This is a genomic window from uncultured Corynebacterium sp., assembly GCF_947253065.1.
Lineage (GTDB): Bacteria > Actinomycetota > Actinomycetes > Mycobacteriales > Mycobacteriaceae > Corynebacterium.
In genome coordinates this window covers 23,307-46,784 of record NZ_CAMXWS010000005.1, presented here as the reverse complement: position 1 = coordinate 46,784, position 23,478 = coordinate 23,307, and the positions used below count along the sequence as shown (strand labels likewise).

Annotated in this window: 22 protein-coding genes; 3 read left to right on the top strand and 19 right to left on the bottom strand. The window is 60.9% G+C overall.

Annotated elements, in window-relative coordinates; genetic code table 11:
• Positions 1 to 11: 11 nt before the first annotated feature.
• Entirely contained in the window at positions 12 to 830 is an 819-nt protein-coding gene (gene tsf, locus Q0X21_RS02410; RefSeq protein ID WP_297850097.1) for a translation elongation factor Ts, read from the bottom strand.
• 231 nt (positions 831 to 1,061) lie between these two features.
• Complete coding sequence (gene rpsB, locus Q0X21_RS02405; RefSeq protein ID WP_297850096.1) at positions 1,062 to 1,889, bottom strand: 30S ribosomal protein S2; 828 nt, start codon at positions 1,887 to 1,889, stop codon at positions 1,062 to 1,064.
• 313 nt (positions 1,890 to 2,202) lie between these two features.
• On the opposite strand from rpsB, the gene Q0X21_RS02400 reads away from it, so the two are divergent.
• On the top strand, positions 2,203 to 2,715 hold the full coding sequence (locus tag Q0X21_RS02400) for a M23 family metallopeptidase (protein WP_297850095.1): 513 nt from the start codon (positions 2,203 to 2,205) through the stop codon (positions 2,713 to 2,715).
• Here Q0X21_RS02400 and Q0X21_RS02395 read toward each other — a convergent pair.
• The 12 genes from Q0X21_RS02395 to rpsP form a co-directional block, all read right to left on the bottom strand.
• The gene (locus Q0X21_RS02395) at positions 2,678 to 3,574 is read right to left on the bottom strand and encodes a tyrosine recombinase XerC (RefSeq protein ID WP_297850094.1); all 897 of its coding nucleotides are present in this window, start codon (positions 3,572 to 3,574) and stop codon (positions 2,678 to 2,680) included. The two genes, Q0X21_RS02400 and Q0X21_RS02395, sit on opposite strands and share 38 nt — an antisense overlap.
• Before the next feature lie 107 nt (positions 3,575 to 3,681).
• Positions 3,682 to 4,836, bottom strand: a complete 1,155-nt coding sequence (dprA, locus tag Q0X21_RS02390; protein ID WP_297850093.1) for a DNA-processing protein DprA — start codon at positions 4,834 to 4,836, stop codon at positions 3,682 to 3,684.
• The gene (locus Q0X21_RS02385) at positions 4,833 to 6,359 is read right to left on the bottom strand and encodes a YifB family Mg chelatase-like AAA ATPase (RefSeq protein ID WP_297850152.1); all 1,527 of its coding nucleotides are present in this window, start codon (positions 6,357 to 6,359) and stop codon (positions 4,833 to 4,835) included. Before Q0X21_RS02385 ends, dprA begins: the two co-directional genes overlap by 4 nt.
• Positions 6,346 to 6,720, bottom strand: a complete 375-nt coding sequence (locus Q0X21_RS02380; protein ID WP_297850092.1) for a YraN family protein — start codon at positions 6,718 to 6,720, stop codon at positions 6,346 to 6,348. Before Q0X21_RS02380 ends, Q0X21_RS02385 begins: the two co-directional genes overlap by 14 nt.
• A gap of 82 nt (positions 6,721 to 6,802) precedes the next feature.
• Positions 6,803 to 7,108 (bottom strand): DUF2469 domain-containing protein, encoded by a 306-nt coding sequence (locus tag Q0X21_RS02375; protein ID WP_297850091.1) that lies wholly within the window; start codon positions 7,106 to 7,108, stop codon positions 6,803 to 6,805.
• Positions 7,098 to 7,751 (bottom strand): ribonuclease HII, encoded by a 654-nt coding sequence (locus Q0X21_RS02370; RefSeq protein ID WP_297850090.1) that lies wholly within the window; start codon positions 7,749 to 7,751, stop codon positions 7,098 to 7,100. The genes Q0X21_RS02375 and Q0X21_RS02370 overlap by 11 nt, the downstream gene beginning before the upstream one ends.
• A gap of 8 nt (positions 7,752 to 7,759) precedes the next feature.
• Positions 7,760 to 8,449, bottom strand: coding sequence for a signal peptidase I (gene lepB / locus Q0X21_RS02365; protein WP_297850150.1), 690 nt, complete (start codon positions 8,447 to 8,449; stop codon positions 7,760 to 7,762).
• Positions 8,450 to 8,614: 165 nt separating this feature from the next.
• Positions 8,615 to 8,962, bottom strand: a complete 348-nt coding sequence (gene rplS / locus Q0X21_RS02360) for a 50S ribosomal protein L19 (RefSeq protein WP_297850089.1) — start codon at positions 8,960 to 8,962, stop codon at positions 8,615 to 8,617.
• 130 nt (positions 8,963 to 9,092) lie between these two features.
• Positions 9,093 to 10,256 carry a tRNA (guanosine(37)-N1)-methyltransferase TrmD gene (gene trmD, locus Q0X21_RS02355; RefSeq protein WP_297850148.1) on the bottom strand — a complete coding sequence of 388 codons (1,164 nt, stop codon included), beginning with the start codon at positions 10,254 to 10,256 and terminating at the stop codon, positions 9,093 to 9,095.
• A 7-nt stretch (positions 10,257 to 10,263) separates the two neighbouring features.
• Positions 10,264 to 10,764 (bottom strand): ribosome maturation factor RimM, encoded by a 501-nt coding sequence (gene rimM, locus Q0X21_RS02350; RefSeq protein WP_297850088.1) that lies wholly within the window; start codon positions 10,762 to 10,764, stop codon positions 10,264 to 10,266.
• A gap of 67 nt (positions 10,765 to 10,831) precedes the next feature.
• Positions 10,832 to 11,611, bottom strand: a complete 780-nt coding sequence (locus Q0X21_RS02345) for an SDR family oxidoreductase (protein ID WP_297850087.1) — start codon at positions 11,609 to 11,611, stop codon at positions 10,832 to 10,834.
• A gap of 93 nt (positions 11,612 to 11,704) precedes the next feature.
• Positions 11,705 to 12,226, bottom strand: coding sequence for a 30S ribosomal protein S16 (rpsP, locus tag Q0X21_RS02340; RefSeq protein WP_297850086.1), 522 nt, complete (start codon positions 12,224 to 12,226; stop codon positions 11,705 to 11,707).
• 391 nt (positions 12,227 to 12,617) lie between these two features.
• Between rpsP and Q0X21_RS02335 the strand changes: the two genes are divergently transcribed.
• On the top strand, positions 12,618 to 14,888 hold the full coding sequence (locus tag Q0X21_RS02335) for an acyltransferase family protein (protein ID WP_297850085.1): 2,271 nt from the start codon (positions 12,618 to 12,620) through the stop codon (positions 14,886 to 14,888).
• 61 nt (positions 14,889 to 14,949) lie between these two features.
• On the opposite strand, the gene ffh is transcribed toward Q0X21_RS02335, so the two are convergent.
• The 3 genes from ffh to ftsY form a co-directional block, all read right to left on the bottom strand.
• On the bottom strand, positions 14,950 to 16,572 hold the full coding sequence (gene ffh / locus Q0X21_RS02330) for a signal recognition particle protein (RefSeq protein WP_297850084.1): 1,623 nt from the start codon (positions 16,570 to 16,572) through the stop codon (positions 14,950 to 14,952).
• A gap of 173 nt (positions 16,573 to 16,745) precedes the next feature.
• Positions 16,746 to 16,835: a P-II family nitrogen regulator gene (locus tag Q0X21_RS02325; protein ID WP_297850146.1), complete on the bottom strand. Its 90-nt coding sequence runs from the start codon at positions 16,833 to 16,835 to the stop codon at positions 16,746 to 16,748.
• Positions 16,836 to 17,180: 345 nt separating this feature from the next.
• The gene (gene ftsY / locus Q0X21_RS02320) at positions 17,181 to 18,932 is read right to left on the bottom strand and encodes a signal recognition particle-docking protein FtsY (RefSeq protein WP_297850144.1); all 1,752 of its coding nucleotides are present in this window, start codon (positions 18,930 to 18,932) and stop codon (positions 17,181 to 17,183) included.
• Positions 18,933 to 19,047: 115 nt separating this feature from the next.
• On the opposite strand from ftsY, the gene Q0X21_RS02315 reads away from it, so the two are divergent.
• A complete protein-coding gene (locus Q0X21_RS02315; RefSeq protein WP_297850083.1) occupies positions 19,048 to 19,566 on the top strand; it encodes a hypothetical protein in 519 nt (172 codons plus the stop codon).
• On the opposite strand, the gene smc is transcribed toward Q0X21_RS02315, so the two are convergent.
• A complete protein-coding gene (gene smc / locus Q0X21_RS02310) occupies positions 19,563 to 23,021 on the bottom strand; it encodes a chromosome segregation protein SMC (protein ID WP_297850082.1) in 3,459 nt (1,152 codons plus the stop codon). The genes Q0X21_RS02315 and smc overlap by 4 nt on opposite strands.
• A gap of 165 nt (positions 23,022 to 23,186) precedes the next feature.
• On the bottom strand, positions 23,187 to 23,471 hold the full coding sequence (locus Q0X21_RS02305) for an acylphosphatase (RefSeq protein WP_297850081.1): 285 nt from the start codon (positions 23,469 to 23,471) through the stop codon (positions 23,187 to 23,189).
• Positions 23,472 to 23,478: the final 7 nt, after the last annotated feature.

Sequence of the window (23,478 nt, the reverse complement as noted above, 5' to 3'; positions counted from 1 at the left end):
CAAGCTAATGCTTACTGCTGGCCAACCTCGAAGCGGATGAAGTCAGTGACCTCAATGCCGTTCTCCTCAGCGAACTGACGGACGGTCTTCTTGGAATCAGCCAGGGACGGCTGCTCAAGCAGAGCGACATCCTTGAAGAAGCCACCCAGACGGCCCTCGACGATCTTCTCGATCGCAGCCTCCGGCTTGCCCTCGCCGCGGGTGATCTCCTCCTGGACTGCACGCTCCTTCTCGACGACGTCAGCCGGGATGGACTCCTTGGACAGGTAACGAGCCTTCATCGCAGCGATCTGCAGAGCGACCTGGTGTGCAGCCTCAGCGCTGTCACCGGTGTAAGCGACGAGCACGCCAACAGCCGGCGGCAGGTCAGCAGCCTTCTGGTGCAGGTACACCTCGACCTTGTCGCCCTCGATGGTGGCGGCACGACGCAGCTCCAGCTTCTCGCCGATCTTGGCGGACAGAGCCTGAAGAGCGTCCTCAGCGGTCTGGCCCTTGACATCAGCGGAAGCGAGCTCCTCCGGGGTGTTGGCCTTGACGGCGGCAGCGCCTGCAGCGATATCGTCGGCAAGCTGCTTGAACTCGTCGTTCTTAGCCACGAAGTCGGTCTCGGAGTTAATCTCCACGATCGTGTTGCCGGAAACAGCAACGAGGCCCTCGAGAGCGTTGCGCTCAGCGCGCTTGCCCACGTCCTTTGCACCCTTGATGCGCAGGATCTCAACAGCCTTCTCGAAATCGCCGGCCGATTCCTCCAGGGCCTTCTTGCAGTCGAGCATGCCGGAACCGGTGGTTTCGCGCAGCTTCTTCACGTCTGCAGCGGTGTAGTTCGCCATAGTTGGGCGACCCTCCTCGTAAGTGGGACTAAAGATTGTGTAAAGGTCATCTGACAGCGTAGTGGACTAACCGCGCCGCGGCAGTCCGTGCTGTCATGTCGCAAGCAAAAGCCCCCGCGACCCGCGTCCTGACATGAAATTAGGACGTCGTGGTGGGGACGCGGGGGCTGCTGCGTGATGTCGGCGAGGCGATTAAGCCTGCGCCGTCATCGTTGGTGAAGCGGAGTCGACTTACTTGTCTGCCTCAGCCTTTTCGGCCGGGGCTGCCTCGGTCTTCTCGGTTGCCTCAGCTGCCGGGGTCTCCGGCTGTGCTGCCTGCTCGGCTGGTGCGTCGCCGGCTGCCTCGCGGGCCTTAGCCAGCTGACGCTCCTCGCGCTGCTGCTTACCAGCAACAACTGCCTCGCCCACGATGTGGGTGAGCAGCTTGACGGAGCGGATTGCGTCGTCGTTGCCCGGGATCGGGTAGTCGACGAGGTCCGGGTCGCAGTTGGTGTCCAGGATTGCAACAACCGGAATGCGCAGCTTCTGCGCCTCGGAGACAGCGATGTGCTCCTTGTTGGTGTCGACGATCCACAGAGCGGACGGGGTCTTGGTCATGTCGGAAATGCCACCCAGCACGCGCTCGAGCTTGGTGCGCTCGCGGGTGAGCATGAGGATTTCCTTCTTGCCGCGACCTGCGTAGCCGTCCTCGGCTGCGTCCATTGCCTGCAGTTCCTTCATGCGGGCAAGGCGCTTGGAAACGGTCTGGAAGTTGGTCAGCATGCCGCCGAGCCAGCGGTGGTTGACGTACGGCATGCCCACGCGCTCGGCCTCTTCCTGGACCGGCTCCTGAGCCTGCTTCTTGGTACCAACGAAGAGGATGGTGCCGCCGTGTGCGACGGTCTCCTTGACGAATTCGTATGCCTCATCGATGTAGGTCAGCGTCTGCTGCAGGTCGATGATGTAGATGCCGTTGCGGTCGGTGAAGATGAAGCGACGCATCTTCGGGTTCCAACGACGCGTCTGGTGGCCGAAGTGGACACCTGCGTCGAGGAGTTCACGCATGGTTACGACTGCCATGGGAATGTCTCCTTGGGAGTTAAAGTTGTTCGGTTTCTTACAGTTTGTGCGGGTTTTGCCCACACCCTAGCGGCGAGCTGGATCCGCGCCTTCCACGTTGCGTGGGAGGACCGTTGCGGAGTGCAGCACCCTGCCACAGCTGTGACCAGGCATTTTCGCCGCGCGTAGTCAGTGCCTCCAGAGCGGACACACTGCTGGGCACCAAGCTTACATCGTTGCTGGGTGTGCGCCAATTCGCGGCGCGCGGGGAGTTATCCACAGGCATTTCGCTTATCGACGCCCCGTGGTCCCCCTCCCCGCCACAATGAGCACCATGAAAACTTCGCATTTTTTACCGCGCTCCTGTGTGTTGACTGTTTTTCTTGCTTTGTTGGGCTCAGCTCCGCCGGCGTGGGCGTATGTGGATCCGGTGACGGGGGAAGCGCATGCGAGCAATGTGACGCGGCGTGCAGATATCCCGGAGAAGAACTGGCTGCCTGGGCATCGTGGCGTTGATCTGGCGGCGCGGACGGGGCAGACAATCGTGTCCGCGGAGGACGGTGTGGTGGCTTTTACTGGCGTAGTGGCGGGCGTGCCGGTGGTCTCGGTGGATCATGCTGATGGGATCCGGACGACATATCAGCCGGTGCACGCCATTGTGAAGGTCGGCGACCGTGTAACAGAAGGCGATCCGATCGGACGGATGGCACCACCTGCGGGTGATCACGCTGGTCTGCACTGGGGTGCGTTGACGGGAAAGGATTCTTATATCAATCCGCTCTCGCTGCTCGACGCTCCCCCGATCCGCCTCAAGCCCGTGGATGCGCCTGGTCGTACACGCTCTTGAGGCGCTGCGCCGAAACGTGGGTGTAGATCTGTGTGGTCTGAAGCGACGAATGCCCAAGCAGCTCCTGGACAACGCGCAGGTCCGCTCCCCCTTCGAGCATGTGCGTTGCAGCGCTATGGCGAAGGGCGTGGGGGCTTAAGTCACTGTCGCCTGTGCGCTGGGCAGCGCGCTCCACGACGCGACGGACTTGGCGTTGGTCAATACGCCCACCACGGGAACCGAGGAAGAGAGCAGTCTCGTCGCGTGATTTGAGTAATTCCCCGCGCCTGTCCTGCCACGCCTCAATCGCCGTCGCAGCGTTCTCGCCGAAGGGGACGACGCGTTGTTTGTTGCCTTTGCCGGTGACGCGGGCGAGGCGTCGAGAAGCATCAATGTCTGCCATGTTGAGGCCGGTGAGTTCCGCAACACGCATGCCAGTGGCGTAGAGGAGCTCGAGCATCGCACGGTCGCGCGCGGCTTCAGGCGAGTCGGTGTCCGCGTTGATCTGCGCTTCGACGAGCTGCCCGGCGCGTACTGGGGTGACCACGTCTGGCAGGTGGCGGTTCACCTGGGGCGTGGCCAGTCGCGCCGCGACGTCCGAGGCGAGGTGCCCGCGTTCATAGGCCCACGTGGAAAAAGCGCGCGCGGCCGCGGTGCGTCGCGCCATCGTGGAACGCGCAAGCCCCTCACGCATCGCGCTAGCCAGCCAGGACCTGAGATTGGGCAGTGTGAAGTCGGCGAAAGTCTCTACAAAAGGCACCAGTGTGCGCAGGTCGCTGCGGTACCCCTTCACTGTCGCCGCGGAGCGCCCTTTGACCAGCAGCGCGTAGTCAGCAAAGTCATCGATCGCTGCTTCGAGCTGTGTGATCCGCTCTGCCACGTCCGCCTGCCCTGTTTGAGAAATATTGAAAAACTGCCGCACCGACCCCTCTCCTGAAAGAAGGTGTCTGCGCGGCAGTATAGTTCGGCGGGTTTGGTTGGCGTTGGCTACACGCGTCGCCAGACCTGCCCAGTCCTGGCGACCAGCCCCTTGCCGGAGAGGTCCATGAGCAGATGCACGGTCAGTCCGATGCTGAACCCGCATGCTTGGGCTACGTAGCTGGCTTCGAGTCCACCGGTGTCGGTGAGCGGGAGCGAATCGTAGACGCGTAGCTCATTGCGAGAGAGCTTCTGGATCGCGTCGGCAGCAAAGTCAATTTCGTACTGGCCGTCGACATCCGATGTGCCAATGGGGCTGAGTTGTTCGTGGGCGTCGTCGGCACTCAAGACCATGTTGGCACGCCCGTCGCGGATGGCCAGGTTCGTCCCCAACGAGCCCGGCCCCAGGATCGGCCCGGGCACAGCCATGCCTACGCGCTTGAAGGCTTCGACCCATTTGAGCGTGTTCAGTGCACCTGACCGAAACGCTGCTTCCACAACGATGGTGCCCTGCGTCAAAGCTGCAACGAGACGGTTGCGGGTGAGAAAACGGTGCCGATCCGGTGTGACGCCTGGCGGGTATTCAGTAATAATCGCACCGCCTTCCGCAGCGATCCTGTCAAATAGCCCTTCATTACGCCGCGGATAGACCTGCCCGGCACCGCAGGCAGCGACGACAACAGTGGCTCCCCCAGCATCCAGCGCGGTCGTGTGCGCCACGGTATCGATCCCCAAAGCACCGCCGGAGACGATCGTGTGCTGGTGCCTCACGAGTCCCGTGCACAGGTCTGCGGTGGCGTGGTGCCCATACGCCGATGCGGCGCGAGTGCCCACGATCCCGACTGCACTGGCAAAAAGTTGTGCAAGGTTGGTGTTTCCGCGCACCCACAAGGCGTGCGGCGGATAGGCGTCAGAGGGAAGCTTTTCCGCTTTGGCGTGGGCGGCGGTGAAGGAGGCGTCGATAGCTTCTTGCGGCCACTCGTGCGAGCGCGGAGTGAGCAAGGTGTAGCCCTCGCGTTGTGCAGCGGCGAGGTCTTCAGCGGGCTGGTCCCAGGTGTAGCGCGCTTCGGTCGCGGGCCCAAGTTCGCCGAGCCAGCTGGCACGTGTGCGGATGCCGTGGGCGATTTCATCGGCGTCGCGCCCGGCCGCCAGCAACGCTTGCACGTGCCGGTTCGGCCCCTCGACCACACGGTTCAGGTATGCCCAGGATTCAAGCGAGCTCATGCCAGCACCCCCGCTTCCTGCTTGGCGCGCAAGTCAAGGGCGTCCATCACCTCAGCAAGACGCGGCTTATCGACGCCCCCTAGATCCGCCACTGTCCACGCCAACTTCAAGACCCGGTCGACGCCTCGTTGAGTGAGCTGACCATCCGCAAGCTTCTTACTGATCACGCTCATGCCCTCTTTATTCGCGGGGAAATCACGGCGCAGCACTGCCCCGGGGACACGCGCATTCGTCCTCGTGCTCAGACCTGCGCGCGCCCACCTGTACGCAGCGCGGTCCCGGGCAGCCAGTACGCGCTGAGCAATCGTTGCAGAAGACTCGTTGACCTCCGTATCAGAGGGCGCGACCACCGCACCGACGCTGGACGTGGTCAGGAAGATATCCACCCGGTCACGCAGCGGACCAGAAATATTGCGGAGGTACCTCGCCCGATCTGCCGACGAACACGTGCATTTCGCCGCATTATCCACTCCACACCGGCACGGATTGGCAGCCATGACCAGTTGAAAATCAGCTGGGTAGACAACTTCTCGGCGCGCACGAGTGAGGCGGACTTCGCCTTTTTCTAACGGGACGCGGAGGGAATCGAGAGTGTGCGCGTCGATCTCACTGACTTCGTCGAGAAACAACACGCCGTGGTGCGCATGACTGACCGCGCCGGGACGTGGAATGCCGGAGCCACCGCCGATCAGCGCTGCCCGCCCGAGTGAAGGGTGCGGCGCCACAAAGGGTGCTTGCATGATCACTTCACCAGTGGAATTCCCAGAGATCGAATGGATCGCGGTGGCTTCGACGACTTGTTGGGGTGAGAGATCCGGCAGGATCGACGGGAGTCTTTCCGCCAGCATCGACTTCCCTGACCCTGGCGAGCCGGTCATGAACACGTGGTGGGCGCCAGCTGCGGCGACTTCCATCGCGTAGCGTTCACGCTCCTGGCCGACGATGTCACGAAAATCCGGCACGAAAGCGGGCTGCACGGTGTGCGTGATGGTCTCCAAACCTGGCAATTCCCGCTCCCCGGTCGCCCACTGCCACGCCTCGGTCAAGCTCCGAGCAGTCTTCACGGACGGGTGCCCGACCAAGGCAGCTTCGGTGGCATTCTCAGCAGGAATGATCACATGCTCGATGTCTTTGAGGGCTTCCAGAATGATTTGGAGGATGCCGTCCACGCGCCGCAACTGGCCGCCCAGGCCGAGCTCACCAACGATGAGGCTGCGCTTGAGACGACGCTCGGCACGCGGATCCATGCTGGCCAACACCGCCAGGGCCACAGCAAGATCGAATTGAGAGCCCGATTTAGGAAGATTCGCCGGCGACAAAGACACCATGATCTTGGTGCGTGGCCACGGCAGTGTTGAATTCGCTACAGCTGTGCGGATCCGATCACGAGATTCGCCGACTGCTTTATCACCCAAGCCCACGATGTGCATGCCTGGCAAGCCAGGGCCGACATTCGCCTCAACAGTGACGCGGTGCGCACCAATTCCCTCAACGGTCGCGGAAAAAGTACTAGCAAGCGGCATCATCGACCCCCTGGTACATGCGGGAGGAGACGTTGACGCCGTCGAAAAGCACCTCGACGACATCGAAGCGCACGTCGACGTAACCGCTCGTGTTTTCAGAAAGCCATTGCGAAGCGGCCGCGCGGATCCGTTGCAGCTTCGTTGCGGTCACCGCTTCCACAGCGCCGAAACTCCGGCCACGGCGGGTTTTCACTTCGACGAAAACAATGGTTCCGCCGGGAGTCCGCGCGATCACATCGACCTCTCCCCTGCGGGCGCGATAACGCAGTTGGACTATCTCATAGCCCATTTCCTCGTACCAGGCGGCCACGCTCGATTCACCGCACACACCCAGCGCATATTGGTCTTGTGTGATGGTCATGAAAAATCCCCTCTGTCTATTAAGTGGTTGCACTTAGTTAGACGAGGGGAAGGGGCGGAAGGATCCGTCGAGAAGCGAAAAACTAGTCGGGGATGACCATCTCAGGCTTATCCAGCTCCTCGATGTTGACGTCCTTGTACGTGATCACACGCACGTAGCGCACGAAACGGACGGCGCGGTACATGTCCCACACCCACGCATCAGACATGCGGACTTCGTAGTAGACGTCCTTGCCTTCAGTGTGCGGGATGAGCTCGACGGCATTGGCCAGGTAGAAGCGGCGATCCGTCTCCACCACGTACGAGAATTGACTGACCACATCGCGGTATTCGCGGTACAGGGACAGCTCGACCTCGGCCTCGTAATTGTCCAGGTCCTCAGCGCTCATCGTGGATGCTCCTCAGGTATTTCTCGTGGGCGGCAGCAACGTTGGCATAAGTGTAGCGATGCTCAGCACTCGCACCGTGACGGCGCACCGCGTCCATGTGCGCGCGCGTGGAATAGCCTTTGTGCTTATCGACGCCATACCCCGGGTACCTATCCCCCATTTCCGTCACCAACCGGTCGCGGCTCACTTTGGCCAGCACACTCGCAGCGGCGATGCAGCGGGCGGTGTAATCGCCACCGATGACAGGCAGTTGGGGTGAGGTGAGGCCGGGGACATAGAAGGCGTCGACAAGCACGTAGCCGGGGGCGATGTCGAGCGTGGCGATCGCGCGGCGTGCACCGTCGAGGTTGGCGTTTTGGATGCCACGTCGGTCAATATCCGCTGCGGAAATATGCACGACAGTGTGCGCGAGCGCCTTATCGACGACCACCTCATAAAGCTCCTCCCGCCTCTTCGGCGTGAGCTTCTTGGAATCGGTGAGCCCTTCAAGCGCTGCGATCGGCTGCGGCGGGAGGACACACGCCGCGATGGTGATGGGACCGAAACATGCGCCGCGCCCTGCTTCATCGATCCCCGCGACAGGCCCGAGACCTGCTTTGTCCAGCGCGACCTCGTAGGTGCGCAGCTGTTTGAGCCTGCGCATATGCGACGTTACTGCTGCTGGAGTTCGACGTCGCCGTTCTTCACCGGCCCGATGCGGGTCAACGGCAGAATAATGAAGGAGACCTTGCCGCGCACATTGTCCACGGGGATCGTGCCCTGAAATTCATCACCTGAGTGGTAACGCGAGTCAGCGGAATTGGTGCGGTTGTCACCCATGACGAAGATATTTCCTTCCGGCACCGTGAGCGGACCGAAGAACTTGCCGCCGCACTCCGCGGAGCCATCCTCACCCACAGCCGGATTTGCGGGCGGGTCAAGAATGAAGGACTGGTCCGTCGGCTTTCCATCGACCATGACCGACGGGTCGCCCGCCTGGCACGAGACAGTCTGGCCACCTGTAGCCACGACGCGCTTCACCAAGTCATTCTCATCCGGCGCGACCAAGCCCACGTACGAGCCGAGCTGCTGCAGCCCGGCCACAAACGAATTATCGGAACGGTTAGACACATAATCTGTGTTCCATGACGGCGTGCCCTCGAAGACGACGACATCGCCTGGCTCCGGGTCGGAGAAGTAGTAGCTGAGCTTCTGCACGAAAATGCGGTCACCGTTGCAGCCGTCACAACCGTGCAGCGTCGGCTCCATCGACGCCGACGGAATGAGGTAGACGCGACCCACGAAAGTCTGCAGCACAAAGATCAACGCCAAGGTCAACAGGATGACCACGGGGATCTCGATGTACCAGGGGGTGGTGCTTTCTTCCTCTGCACGCTTGCGGCGTGCGGGACGGGGACGGTACTGCGGGTTAGAAGTCACGGCACATCACTTTATCAGCGCGAAAAACAAAACACCCCCTCCCGTTCGCTTACGAAAAGTGGAACGGGAGGGGGCGTGACGCGTCGCTTAGCGACGCTCCTTGATGCGGGCTGCCTTACCGCGCAGATCGCGCATGTAGTACAGCTTCGCGCGGCGGACACGGCCGCGACGCAGCACCTCAATGCGGTCGATATTCGGGGAGTGAACCGGGAAGGTACGCTCAACGCCGATACCGAAGGAGATCTTGCGTACCGTGAAGGTCTCACGGATGCCACCGCCCTGACGGCGGACTACGAAGCCCTCGAAGAGCTGGGTACGGGTGACGTTGCCCTCGATAACCTTGACGTGAACGCCGAGGGTGTCACCGGGACGGAAGTCCGGGATGTCGTCGCGCAGCTGGCCTGCGTCGACCTTGTCGATAATGCCGTTGGACATGGCAGAATTCCTTTTCAGATTTGGACAGAGGACCCTAGCGGCACTTCCCCTCCTGGGGCGCTCAACTGGTTCATGTCGGCTACATGACCCAGACATTCTTGCATACGAGCCGGTAGCTTCCCAAATCCGCTTATTTGCGGCGCGTCGTCCCGTACCAATGCTCAACACCGGGAAGAGCTTTCACCACTGCCGCTGTAGCTTGTTGCGGGCTCAACGTCGTGCGCCCCTCAACGACCACGCGGTACACAGGATCAAGCAACGGACCGTCTTCAGTGGCGTGGTACTGGTTGACCAGCACGTTGTCTGGCTCGCAGCGCGTGTCCATAAGCTCAACCTGGATCGTGTCGGCGAAATACCCGGCACGACGAAGCTTCTTGGCCACCTTGGATTGGTTCTTTTCCCACGTCACCACATTCATGATCACACCGATATCTGTTGATAGCTCGGCTGCGTCAAGAGTGAACAGGTCATCTGCGTCCAGGGCCCCTTCTTCCCTCGCCTTCTCAATCAGCTCGGGTCGCACGCGTCGGGTGCGTTCCAAAGATTGGTCGCGCCGCCAGCGTGCGATCTTGCCGTGGTCGCCCGAAAGCAGAATCTCCGGCGCATCGAGGCCACGCCACTGTCGCGGCTTTGTGTACGACGGCCCTTCGAGCAGCCCGTCCGAAAAGCTGTCCTCTTCGTGGCTCTCGGTATTGCCCAGCACACCAGGAATAAGGCGCGTGACAGCTTCCGCGATCACGAGCACCGCTACTTCCCCACCAATGAGCACATAGTCACCGATGGAGACTTCCTGGACGCGGTATTTCTTCTGCGCGTCCTCGAAGACCCGCTGATCGATACCTTCATAGCGGCCACACGCGAAAACGATGTGCTCTTCGCGCGACCATGCCTGCGCATCAGCTTGGGTGAAAGGCTTGCCTGCCGGCGTCGGGACGAGCAGCAAAGGCTTGTCCGCATTGTCACTCATGGGTGCGTCATATGGGCGGGGTGCGATCTCTGCGACATCGTCGTGCCGCAATTTGTCATTCCGGTGCGCCGCGGCTGTTTCCAATTCCGTACCGGCACGGCCGGAGGCAACATCGTCGAGAGCATTGCCCCACACCTCCGGCAACATGACCATGCCTGGCCCTCCACCGAGCGGCGGCGCATCCACGGATTTGTGGTTTCCGGTCGCCCAGTCTCGCAGGTCATGCACTCCGACCGAGAGAATTCCCTGCTCGATCGCCTTACCCAAAAGCGCGTGACGCAACGGGTCAAGGTACTCCGGGAAGATCGTGACAACGTCGATCCGCAACGAGTGATCAGACATCCAACAGCCCTTCCGGCGGGGTGATCACCAAATATCCCTCATCCAGATCAATCTCCGGGACGAACTCCATCACGAAAGGCACAAGAACATCCTTGCCCTGGTAATCGATCTCCAGGATCTTTCGGTTCGGGGTGTCCATGATGCCGGTGACGGTGCCGGCCTGTGCGTCGTCGTGAAGCACGTTAAGCCCGATGAGCTCATGGTCGTAGTACTCGTCGGATTCCTCCTCGCGCTCAAGCGGTGCGGCGAAGAATTTCATGCCGCGCAAGGAATCTGCCTGCGTGCGGTCCGGCACTTCCTCGAAGCTGACGAGCAAACGCTGCTGATGCGCGCGCACTGTCTTGATGGTCAGCTCACGCTCTTTGCCCGCTTGCCGGCCGGTAAGGACCTCCCCGACCGCGAACCGTACCTCCGGTTCATCTGTGGTCACCTCAACGGCGACCTCCCCCTTCACGCCATGGGACTTGACTACCCGGCCGATCAGCAATTCCATGGCAGCCAAGGCTACCAGCGCCGAACCTTCACTTGGCTCGGCGCATGGCAGTTAGCGTACGTGGTGTTTACCAGGTCGAATCACCACGAACGGTTGCATCAAAGCCACCATCGACGAACACGACCTGGCCACACAGGTGTGTGTTCTCCTCGCTGGTCAGCCACGCCAGCAGCTTGGCTACCTGGATCGGCTCAGTCCAACCATTCAACGGCATGGGCACCTGAGCGAGCTGTGCCAGGCCTTCTTCGGTATTACGCAACTGCTCAGTCATCGGCGAGACGACCACAGCCGGTGCGATCGCGTTCAGTGCGATGCCAGCGCCTGCCCACTGCTCCGTAGGCGCATTTTTACGCACCCAACGAGCAATCGCCTGCTTCGAGGCCGAATAATTCGCGTACCCAGCCTCCGGGCCCTGATCTGCCAATGCCTGGCCGCGCTCGGTGGCGGCGGCTTCGTCGCCGGCCAACAATGCGTCGAGAAGCTGCTGGTCGGTGTCCTGCAGCGAAGCCATCGAAGCGGTGATCACCGCGCGCGGATTGTCGGAAGCGGCGAGCAGATCGCGCACGCCCTCCACCGTGGCGATGGCGCCAAAATAGTTGAGCTGGACGGTCTTCGGCGTCGAGGCTTGCATGCCAGCATTTGCGATGACAGCATTCAGCTGCCCACCGCTGAGCTCACGAGCCTTCTCTGCGAGCTCCTTGCGGCCCGCTTCGGACGTCAAGTCACAGTTGATGTCTGCGCCCTTGAGATCCGCAGTGATCACCTTGTGCCCACGGGAGCGCAGCAGCTCTGCCGTCGCACCACCGATTCCACCGGTACCACCAGTGACCAGATATGTACGAGACATGAAAAACACCCCTTCTAGCTGTGCAACACTTTCTCTTCCAGTGTACGCAGCTAAAAGGGGTGATCACCCGTTTGGGCGAGGAGCTACAGGAGCTTAGTTCTCCTCGGACTCCTCGGCCGGAGCTTCCTCAGCTGCCTCTTCCTCAGCAGCCTCAGCGGCCTCTGCCTCAGCGGCAGCCTTGGCCTCAGCCTCAGCCTCAGCAGCTGCCTTAGCCTCTGCCTCTTCCTTGGCCTTCTTGCGCTTCTCGGTGATGGCCTCAGCGGTCGGACCGTTGGAAGCTTCCTCGAGAGCCTGGTTGAACAGGTCAAGCTTGGACGGCTTCTCCTCGGCAACCTTGAGGGTGCCCTCGGCGCCTTCCTCACCCTTGTGCTTCTGCCAGTCGCCGGTCACCTTGAGCAGTGCAGCAACGGGCTCGGTCGGCTGAGCGCCAACGCCGAGCCAGTACTGAGCGCGCTCGGAATCGATCTTGATCAGGGACGGCTCTTCCTTCGGGTGGTAGATGCCGATGTTCTCGATGACGCGGCCATCGCGACGGGTGCGGGCATCAGCAACAACAACGCGGTACTGGGCGTTGCGGATCTTGCCCACGCGCTGCAGCTTGATCTTTACAGCCATGTTTAAAAGTCCTTTACTGGTCACTGGGCAGTGCAGACGCTCGCCGCTTATCGACGAGCCGGTTCAACCCTTCAATTTCACCTGCGTGTGACTGGCCGGTCGGTACGGGTCCATGTGATGGTTCCCTGCCGGGTCCGGCGCTAACGCAGCTTCTGTTGCGGCACACTCACGTTCAGTGGGCGTGCTTCAACCCGAGATACTCTACCCCCGCTTTTAGTCCCACGCCAAAACGACGTGCGGGATAACAGGTTCTGCATTATTCAGCGGTAAGGTCTGCACAGAACGACACAGGGTGAATACTAATCGGCGTGCTTTTCGGCACGGCCCGTCGCCGTTCTTTCGCATTTACCAACTCCACGGATTTTCTAGTTTTCTACGGATTATTGACGCAATGACGACAACGGTTACCGCCCAGCAATCACAGGACACGAAGCCAGCGCCGAAACAGGTCTACCGCAATGATCTTGACGGTTTGCGTGGCCTTGCCATCGCCCTCGTAGTGCTGTTCCACGTCTTCGTTGGACGCGTGTCCGGTGGCGTGGACGTGTTCTTGCTGTTGTCAGGCTACTTCTTCATGGGCTCCCAGCTGCGCTACGCAATGCGCCCGAACCCATCGTTGAATCCGTGGTGGCCATTCTGGCGTACTGCGCGTCGTCTGTTGCCTGCTTTGGCGTTGGTGCTTGCGGCGATTTATGCCGGAATCCGTCTACTCACCCCAGAGATCATGAGCAATGAGCTGGCACGCCAGTTCACTGCGTCGATTCTGTACTACCAAAACTACGAATTGGCAGCGCAGAACCTTGATTATGCAGCTGCGGGCTCTGATACTTCTCCGCTGCAGCACTTGTGGTCGATGAGTGTGCAGGGACAGTTCTATGTCGTTGCTATCACCTTCGGCATCATCGTGGCTTTCCTTGCTTCCCGGCTGGGTGTGAGCAACAAGATTCTGCGTCGCGGCATCATCGTCGTTTTGGCGGTGACTGCTGTGGCGTCGTTCGCGTATGCCTCTCGTTTCGGTTTGGTGGGCACCCCTGAGAACTATTACGCGTTCCCGTCGCGCATGTGGGAGCTGGCGTTCGGTGCCCTCCTTGCAATGCTGCCGTTGGCGAATGTGATCCCTGAAAAGGCCCGCGGTGTGGCAGCTGGCCTCGGTGTCGCAGCAATCGCTGTGACCGGCATCGTTATTTCGACCTCCCTGGCATTCCCGGGCCCGGCTGCATTGCTGCCGCTGCTCGGTGCTGCACTGGTGGTCATGAGCGGACCCGACCATAAGGTGGCGCGTGTCCTTTCTTCGGGCCCAATCCTGTGGCTGGGCAAGATCGCGTACTCGCTGTACCTGTGGCACTGGCCGTTGCTGATCTTGTTCACGGTGAAGTCGGGTCGCCCGACCCCGACGATCGGTCTTGGCATCTTGGTCATCGCGCTGTCTCTGTGTCTGGCGCACCTCACCTACACGCTGGTGGAGGATCCGCTGCGTCAGCACGGCAAGCGCCCGAAGGCAGGTGACAAGCCGGTCAAGGCTGCACGTGCAAGCCTGTCCACCTCAGAGGGTCGTGGACGTGCCGTCGGTGGCGCTTTGATCGCCGCGATCATCGCTGGCGTGTTGGCCATTCAGCCGCTGTGGGCACGCGAGGTGAACAACGCTAATTTCAATTTGGCGTCGGATACATACCCGGGCGCCATGGCTCACTTTGGTGCCGAGGTGCCCAACGCGAAGCCGAAGCCGGATCCGACGGTGATCGCGGATATCTACCCGCCGACCGTGACCGATGGCTGCATGATTTTCATGGACCAGCCATCTGATCTCATGCCGGGGGCCGACTGCATTTACGGCGACAAGGAAGCTGAGACTACCGTGGTTCTCTTCGGCGGTTCACATTCCGAACCGTGGCTGGTCCCGCTGGATGAGCTGGGCAAGGAGCACGGTTTCAAGGTCATTCCTTTCGTCCGTCAGGCCTGCCCCATGGTGCTTGACGACGCCGACACCGTCAGCCCCGAGTGCGCCGAATGGTCCCGCAACGCGTTCAAAAAGATCGTGGAAATCAACCCCGACCTGGCGATTTCTACCGCCACCCGTCCGGAAGGTCGCGCCGGTGAAGGCAGCCCGGGCCCAGATATTGTTCCGTTCTCTTACGCAACGGTGTGGGAAGAACTCCAAGCGAATGACATCCCATTCCTCGGCCTGCGCGATAACCCATGGGTCTTCAGCCGCGAAGGCGCCCACATGGACCCGAATGAGTGCATGATTGCTGGTAATGTCATCGAGGCGTGCTCGACTTTGCGCTCGACCGTCTTCGGTGAAGGCGATCCCATGCCCCAGTTCCTGTTCCCCGAAAACAAGCAGTGGGGTTTGGACACCGCTGATTGGTACTGCGAGGAAGAGCTGTGCCCGCCGATCATCGGCAATATCTACGTCTACCGCGACCAGAACCATGTCTCTAATGCCTTCGCGGCTTCCACTGCCCCATTGCTGTGGGCGAAGCTGCAGGAAATTTTCACTGAGCTGGGCATCAACGTCGGCGATGCAGCAGCCGAGACGGAGGTCGACCCGGACAAGGCCGATCTGCCGGAGGAACCGGTCGCTGACCCGAATGCCGGTGGCGTCGGTGAGCCAAGTCTGGAACAAAACCCAGAGATTCTTCCTGAACTAGGCGCCCAATAAGGCGCAACAGAAAACGCCCGGCCGCGTGTTGCGGTCGGGCGTTACGTCGATAAGCGGGCTTTTATTTGCCCTTCCCCATGCGCTTCATGGCCTCGTTGAAATCAAGGTTATTCAAATCGATGCCTTCCATGCCTGCCGGAAGCTGCTCCTGCATCTTTCGCATCGCGTTGGGGTCCATGCCCGGCATTCCTGGCATACCGCCCATTCCCGGCATGCCCGGCATCTTCGGGCCGCCGCCACCGCGCTTCGCGGGCTTGCGCTTGCCGTTCTTGCCCTTGCGGCCCTTCGGCTTCTTCTTCGTCGCGGAACGGCCGCCCATTCCCGGCATGCCCGGCATCCCGCCGAGGCCAAATTGGTTGGCCATCTTGCCCATCATCTTCTTCGCCTCAAAGAAACGCTCGACAAGCTTGTTCACCTCAGCGACAGTGACACCGGAACCGTTAGCGATGCGCTTGCGACGTGAAGCGTTGAGAATCTTCGGGTCCTCGCGCTCAGCTGGCGTCATACCGCGGATGATGGCCTGGATGCGGTCGAGCTGCTTCTCGTCGACCATGTCGGCCATCTCGTTCATCTGCTTGCCACCCGGCATCATCTTGAGCAGATTGCCGATCGGCCCCATGCGACGAATCATGAGGAGCTGATCAAGGAAGTCCTCGAGCGTGAGTTCGCCCGAGCCCAGCTTCATGGCGGCTTCTTCCGCCTTCTTCTGATCCATCGTTGCTTCTGCTTGCTCGATGAGCGAAAGCAGATCACCCATGCCGAGGATTCGGCTGGACATACGGTCTGGGTGGAAGATGTCGAAGTCTTCGAGCTTCTCGCCCGTCGACGCGTACAGGATCGGTTTGCCGGTGACCTCACGGATCGAAAGGGCGGCGCCACCGCGGGCATCACCGTCGAGCTTGGTCAGCACGACACCAGTGAAGTCGACGCCATCAGCGAAGGCTTGCGCGGTTGACACCGCGTCCTGACCAATCATGGAATCGATGACGAAAAGAACTTCATCCGGGTTGACGGCATCGCGGATATTGCGAGCCTGGGTCATGAGCGTCTCGTCGATACCAAGGCGACCTGCGGTATCGATGATGACCACGTCAGCCTGCGTGCGGCGTGCTTCCTCAATGGACGCTTTCGCCACATCGACTGGGTCACCGTGCGAGGTGCCCATTTCGTGCTCGCTGGAGTCCAGGGAGGTGCCCGGGTCCGGCGCGAAGGTAGGAACGCCAGCACGCTTACCGACGATCTCCAGCTGCTGCACGGCCCCCGGACGCTGCAAGTCACACGCGACCAGCATCGGGGTGTGCCCCTTCTTGGACAGGTGCAGCGCCAGCTTTCCGGCCAGGGTGGTCTTACCAGCGCCCTGCAGACCAGCCAGCATGATCACTGTCGGCGGGTTCTTTGCCAGGTTCAGCCTGCGGGTCTCACCGCCGAGGATATTGGTCAGTTCCTCGTCGACAATCTTGATGACCTGCTGCGCCGGATTCAGCGCTTCAGAGACATCCGCACCGAGTGCACGCTCTTTGACTCGCTTGATGAATGCACGGACAACGGGCAGGGAGACATCGGCCTCGAGCAGGGCGATGCGAATCTCACGGGCGGTGGCGTTGATGTCCTCTTCCGTGAGTTTGCCCTTGCCGCGCAGACCTTTGAGCGCTGTTTGCAGGCGGTCGGACAATGACTCGAACACGAGTGGCACGCTCCTTGGAAGGACGGTAGAGGTTTTACAAAATCTTCCCTATACCCTAGCGTGCCGGTGTTCGGAGCCGATAAGCAAAGGGCTTAAGCACGGTGCTAATCGACGATCGCGTCCTCGTCCGTCTCCCCCGTGCGCACCCGAATCACCCGTTCAACAGGAGTGACCTAGATTTTCCCGTCGCCGACCTCGCCAGTGTGAGCAGCCTGAAGAATCGCGTCCACTGCGGCTTTTTCTTGCTCGTCGGTGACAACGATTTCAAGCTTGATCTTGACGCGGCTCGCGATCGCGCCGAAATAATCGCAGCTGAAATCACCGCGAATGCGAGCTGGAAAACAATGTCAATGACGTTTGCATAACCATTTGCCCCGACGATGTACGCACCGCTGCTGATGCAAGCACCCAGCTTGCGTTTCCTGCCATCGTGGCAGTTTGATCGGGTATCACCTTCATCACCTCACAAGATCTCTTTGGGTTTTCGGTTGTGGTCGTTTTGACCGAAATAACCGTAAACCTAGAGCCCCAGTGAGATTCGGCGGAAAAAAATGCGACACAGATCACTCTCTATGCCGCATTAATATTCTGTTTGCTTCTGAAAGTTTTTAGCCCAGCAAGGCGTCAACGAAGCCTTCTACCTCGAACGGTGCCAGGTCATCTGCACCCTCACCCAGACCGACGAGCTTGACCGGCACACCGAGCTCTTCCTGAACCTGGAACACGATGCCACCCTTGGCAGTACCGTCCAGTTTGGTCAGCACCACACCGGTGATTTCCACGACGTCCTTGAACACACGCGCCTGGGTCAGACCGTTCTGGCCGACGGTGGCATCAAGCACCAGCAAGACTTCGTCGACCTGCGATTTCTTTTCGACGACGCGCTTGACCTTGCCCAGCTGATCCATCAGACCAGTCGAGGTGTGCAGGCGACCAGCAGTATCGACGAGCACGACATCTGCTTGCTGCTCCACACCGGTCTTGACTGCGTCGAAAGCCACCGATGCTGGGTCTGCACCTTCCTTGCCACGAACCGTGGAAGCGCCAACGCGGCGACCCCATGTTTCCAGCTGGTCGGCCGCTGCCGCGCGGAATGTATCCGCGGCGCCGAGCACAACACTGTGGCCCATAGAAATGAGTACGCGTGCGAGCTTGCCCGTAGTCGTGGTCTTGCCCGTGCCGTTGACACCCACGACGAGAATGACAGCGGGCTTGCCATCGTTCGGCATTGCCTTGATCGAGCGGTCCAGTTCCGGCTTGCCTGCTTCGATGAGGGTTTCACGCAGCATTGCGCGTGCCTCGGCCTCGGTGGACACACCGCGCTCCGCGATCTTCTTGCGCAGCGATTCGGTGACCTTCATGGTCAGTTCTGCGCCGAGGTCCGCCATGATCAGCGTGTCCTCGATCTCCTCCCACGCATCCTCATCAAGGTCACCCGCGGTGAGAATGCCCAGTAGGCCTTGACCAATCGCATTCTGTGAGCGGGACAGGCGGCCACGCAGCTTGCCGATGCGCCCCGTTGCCGGCTCAATATCGTCCAGCTTCTCCTCTGGGACCGGTTCGGTCTCGATAACGCTTGCTTCAGTCTCTTCCGTTTCCGCCGAAGGCTCTTCTGCTGCTTCTTCAGCCTTTTCGGACTCCGCACCGGCGACAGCTGCACCAGCCGCGCCGGCGGCCGCTGCGCTCCCAGCAGCTGCTGCAGTCTTACCGGTCGGCGCCGGGGTTTGCTCGCGGGCTTCCTCAGCCGCATCAACCGCAGACTGCGCTGCTTCTGCGGCTTCCTGCGCCTCAGCCTCGCTATCAAGCTCAGGCTGTGGCTCCGGTTCCGGCGCAGACTCCGGCTCAACCTCTGCCGGCTTCTCTTCCGGTGCTTCTTCCACGACAGGTTCTGCTGGCTCTTCCGGTGCCTCGTCCGCTACTGGTTCTGCAGGCGCTTCAGACTCTTCAGGTGTCTCCGGTTCAGCGGGCTTTTCCGCATTAAGTGGTTCGACCTCTGCCGGATCGGGTTCGATCAATTCGGTCTCGGTCTCGCCGGCAGCGACGGGATCGACGTCGGCATCGGGAGTCGGGGCGATCTGCTCGGTCTCGGTGGGGGTGTTGGGGTTCAACGGTTCGTCGACACGCACGGGCTCTTTTTCAGAGGTCGGCGCGCCGGCGGGAGCGAAGTTGAAGCCACCCTTGGCCTGGTAATTGCCGGATTTCTCCTGCTGGGTGAGCTCTTTCTGCCCATCCAGTTCCTTCTTGTCAAAGGAGACAGTCTTCGACTTCTTTCGGTTGTTGCCAACGACGACGAGGATGCCCACAACGACGAGGAGCACCACGACGACGGCGACGACGACCCACAGAACAGTTGAATTCATCATGCGCACCAGTGTGCCACCGATCGTGCGAACAGTCTGCCTTCGGATCCCCCCCGCCCCAGCAGAATATGCAATATCACGCGATGACCAGCATGAAGAGACTAGGCTACTGGTTATGAATCTGAACGTGCTGAAAAACCCCATCTTCGCCATCGCCATCTCGGTGATCACCACATTGGTTGTTGCGCTAGCTGCTGCGGCTGGTTTCGGCGCGTTCAGATCGCCGAAAGAAGCTGAGTCGACAGAACTTGTGGTTCCCTTGCCTGCGAATGCGCAGAAGGCCACTCCTGAGCAGGTCGAGGAGATCCTCCGCGGTCAATGGCAGACGGCATCGCAGCCGATGGGCGACACGATTGCTTTTTCGCGCAGTGACGAAGCGTCGCACCAAGATACGTACCTCGTCCAAGGCGGGGCGTGCAATGGGTTCGGGGTGGCGCTCGTCGTGGATAAGCAGCGTGCAACGTACACGTTTGAAGACCGCCCCGTGACCATGAAGGGGTGCCCGATTGAGCTTGAGCTTTATGATTCCGCAGTGCGCGGGGCGCTGGTTCGCGGCAATACGTTCTACGTCGATGGCACGCACGCGTACCTGGGCAAAGCGGGCAAGGGCCTGAAGCTTCGCCCGGCGCACTAATCGCGTGGCGCGGGGTTCATGCGCTGGGAGATGACGCGGGTGACGCCGTCGCCACGCATGGTCACGCCGTAGAGCACATTCGCGACATCCATCGTGGGCTTCTGGTGCGTGATCACGATGAGCTGCGAGTCCTCTCGGAGCTCTTCAAGCAGGGCGATGAGGCGACGAAGATTGACATCATCAAGCGCCGCTTCGACCTCATCGAGCACGTAGAACGGGCTGGGACGCGCGCGGAAAATAGCCACGAGCATCGCCAGCGCGGTGAGTGATTTCTCGCCGCCGGACAAAAGCGACAGACGCTTGACCTTTTTACCGGGCGGGCGCGCTTCAATCTCAATGCCGGTGGTGAGCATGTCGGATGGGTCGGTGAGCAGAAGGCGCGCCTCGCCGCCCGGGAACAAGGTTTGGAACACGCGCGGAAATTCGCGTTCGACGTCGTGCCAGGCATCAGTGAAAAGCTGCAAGATTTGCTTATCGACGTCATCGATCACCCCAGCCAAGTCCTTCCTTGCCTGGACCACATCGGCGAGTTGGGTGGATAAGAAGCTGTAGCGTTCCTCGAGCGCTTTGTACTCCTCAAGCGCGAGAGGGTTGACCTTGCCCAGAGCGGCGAGATCTTTCTCCGCTTTCTTCAGGCGCTTCTTTTCTTCTGCCTCGTTGAAATCCTCGGCAGGCGTGTAATCGGCCAACAGATCATCAATGGCGATTCCGAGCTGTTCGACGATCTTGGTTTCGGCTTCGTCGATACGCACTTGTGCCTGCTCGCGCGCGATATCCGCGGCATGCGATGTGTCGCCGAGCCGGGCAAGCTGTTGCCGTAGCGCGCTGACTTTATCGCGCGCCTGGGACTGGCGGGCGGCGAGCTGTTTCACGTCCGTGGCGAGGGTATCGCGACGCTCGGTGGCGTGCTCGAGCGATTCTGCGATACGCGCGGCGAGATCCCGTGCGTGTTCCGCGACGGCCTGCGCGAGCTGCGCTTGTGCACGCTTACGTGCCATCGCTGCGTCATGTCGGGCCTTTGCCTGTCGCTCGTGTTCAGCTTGCCGACGCAGCGCCGCTCCCCTACCCGCGACATTATCGACCGCTTGTTGCGCCGAACGCGCGTTAAGCGTCGCCTCCATCTCCTGCGAGCGCGCCTGCGTCAGTGCAGCATTCGCTTCATCACGTGCTGTCGCATCAGCTTCCTCATCGGAATCCGGGCGCTCAACGCGGGAAAGTCGATCGCGAGTCTCAGCGAGTGATTTCTCACGTCCACTAAGCCGAATATCCGCCTCATTCGCCTGCTTCGCTGAAGCTTCGTGCTGCTTCTTTGCCTGCTCCGCTTGCTTGACCAACCGCTGGTGATCGCGCTTCCAGGATTCAGCCTGCGCGTCGTGCTCTTTCAACGCGGCCTTCGCGGATGCCGCTGCCACGCGAGCTTCTTCAGCTGCGATCTTCGCGCCTTCAAAGGTGCCGGAGAGCTCATCGAGCTTTGCCTGTGCCTCTTCGAGTTCTGTCGTGGCCGCCTCGATCTGAGCTGCCACCTCCACGCTGGATGCTCCGCCGGAACCGGCTGCCAGCCAGCCCTCACCGACAATGACACCGTCTGGAGTCACAGCACGCAAGCGCGGATCATCGGCAACGGCCCGGCGCGCAGAAGCAACATCGTCGGCAAGCACAACATCGACGAGGATGCGAGTAATTGGGCCGACCACGTCATCGTCGAGGTTCACGTGATCAAGGAGCCAGGTCGTGCCAGCGGGAGGCTTTCCGTCGAGGCGCCAAGACTGTCCGCCCGAAGCACTATCGACGACCACCACGCGGGAGGCATTACCGAGCTCTTCTGCGAGAGCTTTATCGTCGATATTTCCGGCGAGTGCTTCGGCATGTGCCCCGAGCGCCGCGGCGAGGGCTTTTTCCACGCCCTGATTCGGCTTCATGCGGTCCGCAACGGGCGAGAAGTTCTCACCCAGGACATCTGCTGCTTCCGCGACCGGCGCAGTCTCACTCAGCGTGGCAATGCGTGCGGAGAGCGAATAGACGGTCTTCTCCCTCGCCTTTTGCTCCGCACGGAGCTGCTCCAGGCGCTGCTCAGCAGCATCGGTCTCGGCGGTGGCACGAACATGTGCGTTCTCGAGTGGTTCACGTCCACGCGCAATCTCAGTGACCTTTTCTGCAGCTGCTTGGGCTTCCGCGTCCGCTTCCTGGGCACGGGCTCTGGTTTCCTCCGCGGCAGCGGCGAGCCGTTCAATCTCCTGCTTTGCGGATTCCACCGCTGCTACTTGGCTCTCCTCCTGGGCGAGTAAGCGCACGACGCCTTCACGACGGTCAGCAATCGCGCGCACCTGCGCCATGTGTTCAGCCTCAGCAGCGCGAGCTTTTTCGGCGAGCTCTTCGACCCGCTGCGCGATCTCTTTGCGGTGGGCCTCTGCCTTTTCAAATTCCGCGTGCGCTTCCGCATGCTGCTGTTCTGCACGTTCAGCACGCGCAATCAACTCATCAGGATCCTGGCCACGATACTCAGTCGTGTCACCGACGTGGGACGCACGTTCAGTAGCGATACGCAATGTCGCCGATGTGCGCTCAGCGAGTGAGGACAGCCCGAACCACAATTGCTGCGCCCGTTCCGAATTCGCGGAGGCTACCTGATGCAATTCTTCAACCTCAGACTGGTGCGTCTCCGCTTCAGTCAGCTGTTCGGTCACGGTTTCAACTTGCTGGGCTTGGAGGTGGGCGGTACGGGAAGCGTCGTCAAGCGATGCTCTCAGCGTGACCACCCGGTGGCCCGCAAGGCGCAAGCGTGCGTCGCGGACATCCGCCTGGACCGTCGCCGCGCGCTGTGCGGCCTCTGCTTGGCGTGCAAGTGGTTTGAGCTGCTTGCCGAGCTCGTCGGTGAGGTCAGTGAGGCGGTCGAGGTTCGCCTGCATACCGGTGAGTTTGCGCTGCGCCTTCTCTCGGCGCCGACGGTGTTTGAGCACACCCGCGGCTTCCTCGATGAACGCGCGACGATCTTCCGGACGCGATTCGAGGATCTCGTTGAGCTTGCCCTGGCCGACAATGATGTGCATCTCGCGGCCAATGCCCGAATCGCTGAGCAGCTCCTGGATATCCATCAGGCGTGCTTTGGAGCCATTGATCTCATACTCGCTGGCGCCGTCGCGGAACATACGACGCGTGATAGCAACCTCGGAATATTCAATGGGCAAGCGACCATCCGTGTTATCGAAGGTCAGCGTCACCTCCGCGCGGCCAAGCTGCTTGCGCTCCCCCGCGCCAGCGAAGATGACATCTTCCATCTTCCCGCCGCGCAGATTCTTCGCGCCTTGCTCGCCCATCACCCACGCGAGCGCGTCAACCACATTCGATTTTCCTGAGCCATTCGGTCCGACAACCGCGCAAATACCCGGCTCGAATTTCATCGTCGTCGCAGACGCAAAGGACTTGAATCCTTTGAGCGTCAGCGAAGTCAGGTGCATTGTGCTGATCTTACCCAACGAGCTTTAGGCTGCTCGCCTCTGCGCAGCGATGACTACCGTGAGTCCAGTTCTGAAGAATCCGACCCCCAGCTGTCCCCCTCCTCAGATGTCACGCGGCGCATGGGGCTGCCTGCCTTGGTGCTTGATTTATTGAAGCGGTAGTTTCTACCGCTCCTCAAAACCAGTTGCGCCCTTCGGTTCGGAGTATTGCGGCACGACAACGCTCACCGATCCAGGGCGGTCGGCGGACGAAGGTTGCTCCTCAAGCAAAACAAGAAGCTTATCGACGTCCTGCCGCTCCCCTTCCGCCACTACTTCCACCCTGCCGTCGCGCAGGTTTTTCGCATAACCAGCCAAACCGAGTTCGAGGGCCCGACTGCGGGTCCACCAGCGAAAGCCGACGCCCTGAACGTGGCCGGTGACAAAAGCTGTCATGCGTGTGGTGCTCATGGGCACC

What these genes read in the sequence shown, in the direction of transcription:
- tsf (WP_297850097.1), bottom strand. Translation starts at nt 830, where the DNA reads ATGGCGAACTACACCGCTGCAGACGTGAAGAAGCTGCGCGAAACCACC.
- rpsB (WP_297850096.1), bottom strand. Translation starts at nt 1,889, where the DNA reads ATGGCAGTCGTAACCATGCGTGAACTCCTCGACGCAGGTGTCCACTTC.
- Q0X21_RS02400 (WP_297850095.1), top strand. Translation starts at nt 2,203, where the DNA reads ATGAAAACTTCGCATTTTTTACCGCGCTCCTGTGTGTTGACTGTTTTT.
- dprA (WP_297850093.1), bottom strand. Translation starts at nt 4,836, where the DNA reads ATGAGCTCGCTTGAATCCTGGGCATACCTGAACCGTGTGGTCGAGGGG.
- Q0X21_RS02385 (WP_297850152.1), bottom strand. Translation starts at nt 6,359, where the DNA reads ATGCCGCTTGCTAGTACTTTTTCCGCGACCGTTGAGGGAATTGGTGCG.
- Q0X21_RS02380 (WP_297850092.1), bottom strand. Translation starts at nt 6,720, where the DNA reads ATGACCATCACACAAGACCAATATGCGCTGGGTGTGTGCGGTGAATCG.
- Q0X21_RS02375 (WP_297850091.1), bottom strand. Translation starts at nt 7,108, where the DNA reads ATGAGCGCTGAGGACCTGGACAATTACGAGGCCGAGGTCGAGCTGTCC.
- Q0X21_RS02370 (WP_297850090.1), bottom strand. Translation starts at nt 7,751, where the DNA reads ATGCGCAGGCTCAAACAGCTGCGCACCTACGAGGTCGCGCTGGACAAA.
- rplS (WP_297850089.1), bottom strand. Translation starts at nt 8,962, where the DNA reads ATGTCCAACGGCATTATCGACAAGGTCGACGCAGGCCAGCTGCGCGAC.
- rimM (WP_297850088.1), bottom strand. Translation starts at nt 10,764, where the DNA reads ATGGAATTGCTGATCGGCCGGGTAGTCAAGTCCCATGGCGTGAAGGGG.
- Q0X21_RS02345 (WP_297850087.1), bottom strand. Translation starts at nt 11,611, where the DNA reads ATGTCTCGTACATATCTGGTCACTGGTGGTACCGGTGGAATCGGTGGT.
- rpsP (WP_297850086.1), bottom strand. Translation starts at nt 12,226, where the DNA reads ATGGCTGTAAAGATCAAGCTGCAGCGCGTGGGCAAGATCCGCAACGCC.
- Q0X21_RS02335 (WP_297850085.1), top strand. Translation starts at nt 12,618, where the DNA reads ATGACGACAACGGTTACCGCCCAGCAATCACAGGACACGAAGCCAGCG.
- ftsY (WP_297850144.1), bottom strand. Translation starts at nt 18,932, where the DNA reads ATGAATTCAACTGTTCTGTGGGTCGTCGTCGCCGTCGTCGTGGTGCTC.
- Q0X21_RS02315 (WP_297850083.1), top strand. Translation starts at nt 19,048, where the DNA reads ATGAATCTGAACGTGCTGAAAAACCCCATCTTCGCCATCGCCATCTCG.
- smc (WP_297850082.1), bottom strand. Translation starts at nt 23,021, where the DNA reads ATGCACCTGACTTCGCTGACGCTCAAAGGATTCAAGTCCTTTGCGTCT.
- Q0X21_RS02305 (WP_297850081.1), bottom strand. Translation starts at nt 23,471, where the DNA reads ATGAGCACCACACGCATGACAGCTTTTGTCACCGGCCACGTTCAGGGC.